Origin of the sequence: Marinicella rhabdoformis, assembly GCF_009671245.1 — a bacterium.
GTDB classification, from domain to species: domain Bacteria; phylum Pseudomonadota; class Gammaproteobacteria; order Xanthomonadales; family Marinicellaceae; genus Marinicella; species Marinicella rhabdoformis.
The window spans coordinates 254019-266032 of sequence record NZ_VTFS01000001.1; the positions used below are offsets into that span (position 1 = coordinate 254019).

Below are 12014 nucleotides of genomic sequence, written 5' to 3' on the forward strand. Positions count from 1 at the left end.
GTAATAAGTTTTAATAAAAGTTAATCTAATCTCAATGTTAGAAACTTCCAAGCCAACAGCACCATCAAAAAGGCAATAACAATCAGTTGCCATAATTGATTAAAAAACGGCACCGGAGTTGCGGGGCTCGACCCTTGGTATAAATTTGCACCTATAAAACGACCATTTGCCACACTGCCTAAAGTATATCCAGACTGATAAATTAATTCACTTTCATTATTTTCAACATGAATTCTTTGAATTGTTAACTCAGAACTTAAACTGCAAAGGCCAGTTAAGCAGACAATTTCAGGGCCACTGACTGTTAAAAAGTCATCTTGACTAATTCTACCTACTGAACCAGATAACCGTACAGGGTCTTCATTAACTGCAGTTGGAATAGCTTCCCCAATACCTGAATTTTTATTTATGATGTAATTGCTATTTAAACCCATCACTAGCAAGTCAGTATCTTGTTCAACGGGTGAATGATAAACCGATTCATTGGGATAAGAAAACACCCAGTTTTGACTGGCATCTGAAAGTTTTCTCGAAACAAAATCACCCTGATCGTAATCACGGTAATAAAAGTTTTCACCCTCGTTATCAATCAGCCAAACTGACATTGGATTTTGAATCGTGGTTTCGTATTTTAGTGACAAATCAGCTGTCTTAAAAGTAGATATTTTTCTGTGATTAGTGGTGTAATTGAAAGCGTTCAATGTCATATATTCTGAATTTTTACTGACAACCACAGCTTGTATTGAGTATCCTGGAAGGCGAATGACTTCAGTCATTTGATTGTTCGTCAAATCTAATTGGTTAATGGCATTGATACCAGTCCCAACACCTAAAATCATATAAAACAGTTTGCTGTTATCGGAGCTTAAAAATATTTTATCTATGGATGATAGGATACTAGGGTCCTGCCATTCCTGTACCACTGTTAACGTTTCCGTGTCTATACGAATAATTTTATTACCTTCAATTGAAGTATAAAGATTTTTTTCAGAGTTATCTAAAAAAATAGGAGCACTGTAATAATCAATTTGACCTATTTGAATGGTTTTAATGATTTGACCTGAGTCTAAATCCAACACACTGATTGAATTACTGCTGGGGTATGGAAAATCTGCCTCTATGATTGGTAAATAAGCCACTTTTGCATTCAAATTACATTGAATTAAAACTAACAGCAACCCTAAAATAAATTTTTTCATCATTTCATCCTACAGCAAAATTGATTCGGTTAAAAGTGTACTATTGTTTGTAAACCACACCTTTTTTCATCACAAAACCCACAGATTCAAGTGCTTTGATGTTTTTCAATGCATCTTCACTTGCAGCAATGATGTCTGCACGCATGCCCACTTTAATTTGACCTCGGTCTTTAAGACCTAATAAGTCAGCGGTATTGATGGTCGCTGATCGAATGGCTTCTGCCGCACTCATGCCGCGATTCATCATGGCCGATAATTCCAATGCATTTTGACCATGTGGTATCAATGGAGCATCGGTTCCAAGGGCGATGGGCACACCTTGGTCTATGGCTTTGGAAAGGTTCTCTTGTGCCAAGGGCAAAACATACTTCGCTTTGGCTGCCATTTTAGGGTCAATTTTGTCCATGCTGCCGGACATGCTGTCTATTAAGCCAGTCGTCGGCACCAGATAAACGCCATGCTTTTTCATCAGTCTCATGCCTTCTTTGTCTAACAATGATCCGTGTTCAATGGATGCCACACCGGCATGAATAGCCGCTATAATACCTGCTGTACCATGGGCATGTGCCGCGACTTTGATGTGATGACGAGCCGCTTCATCAACAATCGCCTTCATTTCTTCGTTGCTTAACTGTTGCGCGCCGACTGAGTCTTCTAAGGACAAAACACCCGCCGTGGCGTGAATTTTAATCACTTTGGCACCATTCTTAATTTGATACCGCACGGCTTTAATGGCTTCATCGACACCACTGACAATGCCATTGATTGGGCTTTGTACTATTAGGTTTTCAGATAAGCCCAAAGTCAAATCACCATGACCGCCGAGTATGGTTATCATGTGCCCTGCCGGAATCACATCAGGACCTACCACCCAACCTTTATCAATCGCTTCAGCCAATGCCACATCTATCAATTCATCGGTGATGTGGACTGTGCCAATGTTACGAACAGTGGTAAAACCGGCCATCAATGTTTTTTCTGCATTCTTGGCCGCACGCAAAGCACCACCAGCGGCACCTTCTTTGGTAATGATGTCATCAAAACCACCATTGAAGTCCAAGTCCAAATGGGTGTGCATGTCCATCAAACCAGGAACCAAATACTGTCCAGATAAATCAATGACCTCAACACCTTCGGGCATCACATCAGGATTAATGGCTTCAATCATGCCATCTTTAATTACAATATGAGCAGGTGACTGCCATTGACCAGATTCAACATCAAGGTAAGCTTTGGCCTTGATTAATGACCCTGTGGCATGGACATTTAATGCAAGTGACAATACCCAAATTATAAATACAATTTTTTTATTCATACGATTTCCCCTTTTTTAAAGACATTTTTATTTATTCGAATCAAAAGATGTAAACAAATATTTTGTCAAATAAATGATATAAACCATTAAGTAAAGTATTGGCATTTTTAAATACTTCAAATATCGCAGCTGTCGCCAATTTCTTTACGCATAGTTTTTAAATAATCATTGAGTGCTTTTTTACTTTTGTTCTTTTCCTCAATCATTTTCTCAGCTGAAACCAGATCATCTGTTGAATTGACTAAACAGTCACAATCTACAGTAACTTTTTTCTCTCTTGTTTTACACCTTTTTTCAAGCTTTGATAAAAATTTATTTTTGTATTTTGATGCTTCATTCACACTGGAGTTTACATTGCATGAAGATAAAAACAGCAACACAGCAGAAATAAAAAATCCAATTATTATTCGATTGTTCATATTCATACGATTTTTTAAAGCACTTATATTAAATGAATTTCCTTAGCTGAATCAATTTAATTATTTTTGCTACAATACCAACAATTAAAATTGACCAGGGACAACAATGAAAAAAACCACTTTAATTTTGGCCATGAGTTTGGCTTTGAGTGCTTGTCAACAAGATGACAAAACAACCGAGGAAACAACTGAAGTCCAGACAAACCAAACCACTTCAGTACCCGTTCAAGAGCAAGCAGTCAAAGTTGATTTTGATGCTTTGTACCAAAAAAGTACCGCCACATTATTTTCGGCACGACCAGTTTCTGCCAGCATGTATGGTTTAAATGAAGCAGAAGCCGGTGGTGCTTATAGCCACCGTTTGGATGATTATTCGCCTGAGGCAGAGGCCAAATTGCGCCAAGGCATGCGCGAATTGAAAAGCAAAATGACAGCCAGTGACGAACAATCTGGTCAAGCCGAAGAAAATCGCCAAGTGATGATGGACATCAACCAATATTTCGCCGGTGACGAGGCTTTTGATATTGGCTACATTGATGTTTGGATGGGCTTGTCGGCCTTTGTTATCAACCAAATCAATGGCCCTTTGATTGACGTACCGAATACACTCGCCAACAACCACGTCATCAATTCATCTGAGGATGCCGCTGACTACCTCAAACGCTTAACGGCTATGGGGACATTTGTAGACCACGTGATTGCCAAATCGCAACATGACATAGCACAAGGTTGGTTAGCACCCAAAGTCATCATTGAAAAAACCATTGCAGGCTTAGAAAGCTTTATTGCCCCCAAACCTGTTGACCATCCTTTGATGAAACATTTAACCGATTCAATCAAAGACATTGAAGGCATGACTCAAGCTGAAACCGACAAAATCACACAAGCGACTTTGAATGCTGTTTCAAATGTGGTTTATCCTGCTTACCAAAAAGTCATTACCCAACAAACCGCCCTACTCGATCAAGCACCTACCACAGCGGGTATTTGGGCACAGCCCAACGGGGAAGCGTTTTATCGCAGTGCTGTAAAAGTGTTGGGAGACACCGACTTATCACCACAAGAAGTTCATGATGTGGGCTTGTCTGAAGTGGAACGCATTTTGGCTGAGATGGACGCCATTTTTCAAAGTGAAGGCATGACCGAAGGTACTGTTGGTGAACGCATGACGGCATTGAATGACGACCCTCGCTTTTTATACGAAGATTCAGATGCCGGTCGGGCGCAATTATTGGCCGATTTGAATGGGCACATTGCTGAAATCAATCAGCGAATGCCTGAACAATTTGGCACAGCCCCTCCTTACGAAGTAGAGGTGCGCAAATTTCCTAAATCTCGCGAAGCCAGTGCACCTGGTGGCATGTATAACTCACCGAGCCTTGACGGCTCTCAACCCGGCATTTACTGGATTAACTTGCGCGACATCAAGGCCAATCCTAAATTTGACCTAAAAACCTTAACTTACCATGAAGCCAATCCCGGACATCACTGGCAAGTGGCTTTGAACTTGGCTCAGGACTCTTTACCCATGTTGCGTCGCATCGCACCATACAATGCCTTTGTTGAAGGCTGGGCTTTATACTCTGAGTTGGTCGCTTTTGAAATGGGCATGTATGAAAATGACCCATTTGGTAATTTAGGCCGTTTGAAAGCCGAACTGTTCCGTGCCGTGCGTTTGGTAGTGGACACAGGGTTACATTATAAAAAATGGACACGTGAAGAAGCCATTAAGTACATGGCCGAAACAACAGGAACTGTTGAATCAGATGTGGTCGCTGAAATCGAGCGCTACATGATTTGGCCGGGGCAAGCTTTGGGCTATAAAATGGGCATGATCAACATGGTTAAGTTACGCCAAAAAGCCAAAGATGCCTTGGGCGAACAATTCGACATCAAAGCATTCCATGACTTGATCTTACTCGGCGGTGCAGTACCCATGTCTGTATTAGATAAAAAAGTAGATGCTTGGATACAGTCTCAACAAAGCAAGTAAACCCACAATAAGCCCCATGAAAACAGATTTCTTGGGGCTTTTTTATAAATAAGGCGAAAACAGCCAGAAAAAACCATCCCTCAACTTTTGCCACAAGGGGCGTTTTAGGATGTCACCTATGGTGACTAATTCAGATTGATGCTTTAATTCATGGGTCAATCGGCTCATCTCTTCACAAAAGGGTTGATCAAACACTTCGACCATCAGTTCAAAGTTCAGTCGCAAAGACCTGGGGTCAATGTTGGCAGACCCCACCATCACATAGCAATCATCAACAACCACCAGTTTACTGTGTTCAAAAGGTGCAGGTTTTCGATAGATTTTCACACCCCAATTAATCAATTCACCCATCATGTGTTGCGTTGCCCAATCTACATACCACAGGTTGCTCTTTGCAGGTAACAACACTTCCACAGTGACGCCTTTTTGTACAGCAGAAAGCATCACCGCTATCATGCCTTTTGATGGTATGAAATAGGGAGTCATCAAAATAACATGTTCTTTTGCTGCCGATATCACCGCATTTAAGGTTAAACTCAGCTTATCTAAATCACCATCAGGGCCATCGGCAATTAAACGACAGTAGCCTTGTGCCTCAATTTCTGCAGGACTGCGTTCTAACATTTTACTGAATTCACCTGTGGCCAATTGCCAATCACGCCAAAACAATTCACTTAACTGTTCAACCACACCACCTGTAAAACTGAAATGTAAATCTGCGGCACCATTTTTAACAGCCGATACACAGTGCTTGTGAGTGATATTGATTCCCCCAGTAAAAGCTACACGCTGATCTACCACCAAAATTTTGCGGTGGTTTCTTAAATTGATACTGATTTGCGGAGGAAACCACCGAGGTGGCAAAAACGCAGCACAACGGATTCCACTTCTTTTCAATGTTTTGAGCATACTTGGAACAGAATATCGTGCGCCAATGCCATCTATCAGCACATACAGTGACACGCCACGCTCATGAGCAGCTTTTAAAGCGCCATTAAAAGCTTGACCAGTGGCATCATTACCAAAAATATAAGTCGATAACAGCACTTGGTGCTTGGCTTCATTGATGGCTTTTAACATCGCCGGAAATGCTTGCTCCCCATTTCTTAAGCATTGCCATTGGTTGTTATTTGTTAACAATCCCGGTGTAATGGTCTCTGCAATGGTCATCAGATACTTTGCTTTATGTTTTTTCTTTAATGCAACACTTGATAAGTCCACCTGTGCTTCTTTTAGCAACATCTCTTTTGATAATTGCTTGGCCTTGCTTTTAATTCGGTTGATGCCAAATAACAAATAAGCCACCGAACCAGCAATAGGGAGGACCAAGCATGCCACCACCCAACCCAAAGCCGAGCGTGAATCACGTTTGTGCAACAAAGCATGACCCGCACTGAATAATCCCAATACAACATAAGCAATGAAAAACACCAGCCAAAAAGTGCTGCTCTGTGCAGCTAAATAAAAATTGTATTTAAAATCATTCATGTGTAAACACGTTCAGTTAGCAGATAAACCAGCAGCACCCCCAAAACAATAAAGCTTACGATATTGACTTTCATCAAGGGATTATAACTTATTAAACGATAAACTGAATGAACAGTCACACAATACAGGTACACACATGAAAACAATGAAGGCGGCTATATTTACCCAACCAGGTACAATCATTTTAGATGAAAAGCCTATTCCCAAGGTTGGCCCTGGAGATGCTTTAATTAAAGTCACCATGACCACGATTTGCGGCACTGATGTTCATATTTTAAAAGGTGAATACCCAGTAAAACCCGGGTTAACCATTGGACATGAACCTGTTGGTAAAATTGTGGAATTGGGCGAGGCCGTTTCTGGCTATGAAGTCGGTCAACGTGTGATTGCGGGTGCCATCACACCTTGTGGCCAGTGTTTTAGCTGCCTTGACGGGCACCACTCACAATGTGGTGGCGAAGCCATGGGTGGTTGGCGTTTTGGCAACACCATTGATGGCTGTCAAGCTGAATACCTGCTGGTACCTAATGCACAAGCCAATTTGTCGCTGATTCCAGATGACCTTTCAGATGAACAAGTTTTGATGTGTCCGGACATCATGAGCACGGGATTCGGTGGTGCTGAATCGGCTAATATCAAGATTGGTGACACCGTAGCTGTCTTTGCACAAGGCCCCATAGGCCTGTGCGCTACAGCAGGTGCCAGCTTACGTGGCGCCACCAAAATCATTGTTGTCGATGGCATCAATGAACGTTTGGCTGTTTCTAAAAAATTAGGCGCACACCATACCATCAACTTCAATGACGAAGACCCAGTCAAAGCCATCATGAGATTGACTCAAGGACGTGGTGTCGATGTGGCAATAGAAGCGTTAGGAACACAACTAACCTTTGAAAGCTGTTTAAATGTTTTAAAACCTGCAGGCACCCTATCCAGCCTTGGGGTGTATTCTGGGAAATTAACCATGCCGCTGGAGTCGATTGCTGCAGGTTTAGGTGACCACAAAATCATCACCACATTGTGCCCAGGTGGTAAAGAGCGCATGAGGCGATTGATGTCCGTCATCGCTTCTGGGCGTATAGATCTCAAACCTATGGTTACTCACAGGTTCAAATTAGATGACATCGAAGCCGCTTATGACCTTTTTGCCAACCAACGTGATGGTGTGATGAAAATTGCCATAACACCTTAAATTCCACTCAATTTAAACCCAGTCTGATTGTTCGATTTATTTTTCCGAATATGGCAACAAGGACAATGAATTGGACGGTCAGGCCAATCTACTGGATAATATACACATATTTTAATTCACAGGAAATCATCATGAGTATTAATACAGGTATTGATAAAAATTCACTTTCAAAAACAGTACAGGGCTTGAGCGAACTGCTTGCAGATAGTTACACATTATATTTAAAAACACACAATTATCATTGGAATGTAACCGGCCCTCAGTTTACTTCTTTGCATCAAATGTTCGAAGAACATTACACCGAATTAGCCACTGCAGTAGACGTGATTGCTGAACGAATCCGTGCCTTAGGTGCATTTGCTCCAGGTTCATATTCGGCCTTTGCAAATCTGACAGCCATCGAAGAAGCTGGTGAGCAATTGGATGCCACCGGCATGGTAAAAGATTTGTTGGATGGCCATGAAACCCTTGTGCGTCGTGCACGCACAGTGCTTCAAAGTGAAGCCTTGGAAGCCGACGATGTCAGTGGCGATTTACTAACCCAGCGCTTGGACGTGCATGAAAAAACAGCGTGGATGTTGCGCGCTTTATTGGGCTGATAGTAACCCAATATGACCCACTGCCACACCTTGTCTATTCACAAGGTGTGGTCATAAAATATCGCTTTGCTTTGACTGGCTAAAATAACTCCTGATTAAGCCAAAAAACGTCACAAACCACACTACCAAAGCCACCCATAACATACCATGTGAAAAATAAGACAGTGGCTTAAATTCAGCAGTTAATGCCAAATTATGAGTCGCTACCGTGTACATACCTAAAGGGAACACGATACTCCATTGCATCGGATCATAGACCATCGGCAATTTATGATAAACGTGCTTCCACAAACCAAAAATAACCAGCAAGGGTATCCACCAAGTGGCCCATGTCCATAACATGATGGACATCATTTTAACCACCGGACGCAAATCTATTAAAGACGGAAATATGGGATCATTTAACAGCAGATTTGTCCCTGCATTGGCACTGATGGCTGCCGCTCCCATAATCACCCACATCAACGGCGAGTAATCGCTCAGCTGCATGTCCATAAAGAAAATGCGGTAACAGAATAGCGTAACGAATATGGCATAGAAAATCATACCCAATGCCCAAAGCATGTGAATTTCCACCATCATATAACCAGCAAACTCACCCAGTTCAGTGGCAATTTTTGAACCCAGTATCACCAAAGATTGCGTACCAACAATTAAAATCAACCAACCACCATGTACCACATTCACATTACGGTCTGGATGGGCAAAACTCAAAGCGGCAAAGCTGAAATACATCAACACCGACCAAAACAAAAAAGCCAACACCCAACTGGCTAAGGCCAAACTGTGATGTCCTGAATCAAACAACAGAACGCCACACAAGTTAGTCGCTGCGACGAATGAAAAAAAGATGAAGGTGGTCTTGGGATTGAGTAAGTTTTCCAACACCTCTTTGGGAAAAACCAATAACCGCCATGTATACAGCAGCAATAAAATACACCAAGAACTTAAGGTCATGCCATAAAAGGCTTTGGCAACATCCTCGACATGCCACATATCCAGCCCGATGGTAATGATGCCGGTTGCCATGGTTAAAGCAAAATACCCGGGATAAAGGTTTTTCAACCAATGTAATTTATCTCTGGTCATATTTATCTTTCAACGCTGCAAGTCCGCTGAAAAAACAACCTGTTAACCACAATAGCGCACCAGGAGCTACATAAAGAAACCAAGTGTGCTTTTGATCTGAGAGTAATGTCATCAGCGCGACAAAAAACAAAATTCCAACCAACCAAAACAACACTTTACCTACCAAATTTAATGATTTACCCGCATCATTCGTATCAACTTGACCCATCACAACAACCCTTTAAAACCCGTATTGGCCAACGCCTGATACAAAACAATCGCTGCGGTGTTCGACAAATTTAAACTGCGGCTGTCTTTTTGCATAGGTACTCTGATGTTCTTGGTTTGTTCAGAATCCAATACTTCTGGCGGTAAACCCCGTGTTTCAGGGCCCAACAATAAACAATCACCGGCCTGATACGTCATTTCATGGTGATAAGCTGTTGCCTTTGTCGTCACTGCATAGATGTGAGTAAAGTCTGTGTTTTCGATGAAAGCCGCATAATTATCATGCTGATGCACATTGGCCCATTCATGGTAATCCAAGCCAGCCCGACGCAATGCTTTCACTTCCATATCGAAGCCCAAAGGGTGAATCAAGTGCAGTTGTGAACCCGTATTGGCACACAGTCTGATGATGTTTCCGGTATTGGGTGGAATTTCTGGTTCAAACAAAGCGATGTGGAACATATGATGTTAGTTTTGGCTAAAGTAGCATTCTAAATTGAAATGGTAAACAAGCAAACAGAAAATCAGCATCATTTTTACCTTAAATTTTATATAATGATGCCACACAGTAAACGCACAGACAGGTATGAAACCAGCAAGCCCAAAATCGTTCAATAAGAAAACATTTAAGGACAGTGCATTCTGGCCCTACATGCAACTGATGCGTTTGGATCGACCCATTGGCACCCTGTTGTTACTGTGGCCTACTTGGTGGGCTTTGTGGGCGGCTTCAGATGGTCATCCTGAATGGTCTCACTGGCTTATTTTCACTGCTGGCGTTTTTTTAATGCGTGCCGCGGGTTGTGTGATTAACGACATATCTGACCGCAAGTTTGATGGACATGTAACACGCACTGCCGCTCGCCCTTTGGCACAAAACTTGATTCCAGTAAAACATGCATGGCTGTTGTTCATTGGTTTGTTATTCCTAGCAGCCTGTTTGCTGTTATTTCTTCAGCCTTTGACCATTTATTTGGCTCTGGCTGCGGCTTTCTTTGCTGTTACTTATCCACTGATGAAAAGATTAACTTATTTGCCCCAAGTGTATTTAGGCATCGCCTTTTCATTTTCGATTCCCATGGCGTTTGCAGAAATTACGGGCAGCGTGCCCAAAGTGGCTTGGTTACTTTTTGTCGCTAACATTGTCTGGACCACAGCCTATGACACAATCTATGCCATGATAGACCGCAAAGATGATCTGCGAATTGGTATTAAATCTACGGCCATTTTGTTTGGCGATTTGGACAGACACATCGTCGGCATTTTACAGTTAATGACTGTGGCCGCCTTATTCCTCGCTGGTCAACAATTAGAACTCACAGCACCCTATTTCCTTTCTTTACTGGTCGTCGTGTGGTTGTTCGTCTATCAGCAGTTTCAAATCATGGGGCGAGACGAAAACAAATGCTTCAAAGCCTTCTTGCACAACAACTGGGTTGGTATGACTGTGTTTTTAGGGTTTTTTACTCATTACCTATTGAAATAATTTCAAACGTTCATAAATAGTGTTTAACGATTGATTGCCTTCGGGGATTGATTGAAACCGATCGACACTCAATGGTGAGTGAGGTCATTTAAATCGACTCGGCATTTGCGGGTCATAACAACTTTCTTGCTAATAAAACTGGAGAAACACATGAACTTTGATTTAACACCATTATTTCGTACATCTGTGGGCTTTGACCGCATGGCACAACTTTTGGACCAAGCCAATCGCATTGACCAAACCCCAAGCTATCCGCCATATAACATCGAAAGCATCGATGAAAACAACTACCGCATTACTTTGGCTTTAGCAGGATTTGGTGACAACGATTTGGCCATCACTTCTGAGCAAAACACATTGACCGTGAAAGGCAAAAAAGAAGCTGAGGTACAAGGTAAATTCATACACAGGGGCATTGCTAACCGTTCATTTGAGCGCCGGTTTCAATTGGCCGACCACGTCAAAGTGAAAGCCGCCAACATGGACAATGGTTTGCTACACATTGAACTGGAACGCGAAATCCCAGAAGCGATGAAACCCAGAACGATAGCGATTAATTCCAACAAAAACGCCATCGACCAAAAACCCCATGTTGTGAAAGACAACGCGGTGAAAGACAACGTGGCCTGAATTGACTGCCACAATTAATTAGTAAAAAGCCCGCTTTTGCGGGCTTTTTTGTGGGTATAATTTGTTTCGTCCTAAAATAAGTTGCAACTAGCCTATTTAGATTGCTCGTTAAAAGTTTGGGCACATTTTTGGCAAATACATGCCTTATTTCTTTGTTCAATTGAAACCTGTTTAATCAACTCATTAGGAAAAGTCATGATTTTGCTCTTACACCAACAGTTATCAAAATCTTGGGAATTGATTGCTTCTGCACAGTGATTGTTTTCACCACACAGAGGACAACGCTGATGATCAATCTTTATGTTAATTTTCAATGACTTCACCTTCAATCATATGCATGTATCCTTAGGACTGGTTATTTGGCGCATTTGTTCAGTCTTTAACAAAATAACAAAAG

13 protein-coding genes are annotated in these 12014 nt (G+C 41.9%); 5 read left to right on the plus strand and 8 right to left on the minus strand.

The window, feature by feature from the left end; all coding sequences use genetic code 11:
• Nucleotides 1–20: 20 nt before the first annotated feature.
• The 3 genes from FET73_RS01145 to FET73_RS01155 all read right to left on the minus strand — a co-directional run bounded on the left by FET73_RS01145 (nucleotide 21) and on the right by FET73_RS01155 (nucleotide 2933).
• Nucleotides 21–1199: a YncE family protein gene (locus tag FET73_RS01145; protein ID WP_154222080.1), complete on the minus strand. Its 1179-nt coding sequence runs from the start codon at nucleotides 1197–1199 to the stop codon at nucleotides 21–23.
• 40 nt (nucleotides 1200–1239) lie between these two features.
• Nucleotides 1240–2514 (minus strand): metal-dependent hydrolase family protein, encoded by a 1275-nt coding sequence (locus tag FET73_RS01150; RefSeq protein WP_154222081.1) that lies wholly within the window; start codon nucleotides 2512–2514, stop codon nucleotides 1240–1242.
• 116 nt (nucleotides 2515–2630) lie between these two features.
• Nucleotides 2631–2933: a hypothetical protein gene (locus FET73_RS01155; RefSeq protein WP_154222082.1), complete on the minus strand. Its 303-nt coding sequence runs from the start codon at nucleotides 2931–2933 to the stop codon at nucleotides 2631–2633.
• Nucleotides 2934–3039: 106 nt separating this feature from the next.
• Here FET73_RS01155 and FET73_RS01160 point away from each other — a divergent pair, with 106 nt between their 5' ends.
• The gene (locus FET73_RS01160; RefSeq protein WP_154222083.1) at nucleotides 3040–4926 is read left to right on the plus strand and encodes a DUF885 domain-containing protein; all 1887 of its coding nucleotides are present in this window, start codon (nucleotides 3040–3042) and stop codon (nucleotides 4924–4926) included.
• A 42-nt stretch (nucleotides 4927–4968) separates the two neighbouring features.
• Here FET73_RS01160 and cls read toward each other — a convergent pair whose 3' ends face one another.
• Nucleotides 4969–6414, minus strand: coding sequence for a cardiolipin synthase (cls, locus tag FET73_RS01165; RefSeq protein ID WP_154222084.1), 1446 nt, complete (start codon nucleotides 6412–6414; stop codon nucleotides 4969–4971).
• Between the two features lie 136 nt (nucleotides 6415–6550).
• Here cls and FET73_RS01170 point away from each other — a divergent pair, with 136 nt between their 5' ends.
• Nucleotides 6551–7606 (plus strand): NAD(P)-dependent alcohol dehydrogenase, encoded by a 1056-nt coding sequence (locus FET73_RS01170; protein ID WP_154222085.1) that lies wholly within the window; start codon nucleotides 6551–6553, stop codon nucleotides 7604–7606.
• Between the two features lie 131 nt (nucleotides 7607–7737).
• On the plus strand, nucleotides 7738–8205 hold the full coding sequence (locus tag FET73_RS01175; RefSeq protein ID WP_154222086.1) for a Dps family protein: 468 nt from the start codon (nucleotides 7738–7740) through the stop codon (nucleotides 8203–8205).
• Nucleotides 8206–8256: 51 nt separating this feature from the next.
• Here FET73_RS01175 and FET73_RS01180 read toward each other — a convergent pair whose 3' ends face one another.
• From FET73_RS01180 to FET73_RS01190, 3 genes are read right to left on the minus strand one after another with little or no spacing between them, the layout of a single operon-like run.
• Nucleotides 8257–9294: a tellurite resistance/C4-dicarboxylate transporter family protein gene (locus tag FET73_RS01180; RefSeq protein ID WP_154222087.1), complete on the minus strand. Its 1038-nt coding sequence runs from the start codon at nucleotides 9292–9294 to the stop codon at nucleotides 8257–8259.
• Nucleotides 9281–9502: a hypothetical protein gene (locus FET73_RS01185; protein ID WP_154222088.1), complete on the minus strand. Its 222-nt coding sequence runs from the start codon at nucleotides 9500–9502 to the stop codon at nucleotides 9281–9283. The genes FET73_RS01180 and FET73_RS01185 overlap by 14 nt, the downstream gene beginning before the upstream one ends.
• A complete protein-coding gene (locus tag FET73_RS01190) occupies nucleotides 9502–9963 on the minus strand; it encodes a tRNA (cytidine(34)-2'-O)-methyltransferase (RefSeq protein ID WP_154222089.1) in 462 nt (153 codons plus the stop codon). Before FET73_RS01190 ends, FET73_RS01185 begins: the two co-directional genes overlap by 1 nt.
• 124 nt (nucleotides 9964–10087) lie before the next feature.
• Here FET73_RS01190 and ubiA point away from each other — a divergent pair, with 124 nt between their 5' ends.
• Entirely contained in the window at nucleotides 10088–10987 is a 900-nt protein-coding gene (gene ubiA, locus FET73_RS01195; protein WP_154222090.1) for a 4-hydroxybenzoate octaprenyltransferase, read from the plus strand.
• Between the two features lie 150 nt (nucleotides 10988–11137).
• On the plus strand, nucleotides 11138–11617 hold the full coding sequence (locus tag FET73_RS01200) for an Hsp20 family protein (protein WP_154222091.1): 480 nt from the start codon (nucleotides 11138–11140) through the stop codon (nucleotides 11615–11617).
• Between the two features lie 92 nt (nucleotides 11618–11709).
• On the opposite strand, the gene FET73_RS15550 is transcribed toward FET73_RS01200, so the two are convergent.
• The gene (locus tag FET73_RS15550) at nucleotides 11710–11940 is read right to left on the minus strand and encodes a cysteine-rich CWC family protein (protein WP_425481514.1); all 231 of its coding nucleotides are present in this window, start codon (nucleotides 11938–11940) and stop codon (nucleotides 11710–11712) included.
• Nucleotides 11941–12014: the final 74 nt, after the last annotated feature.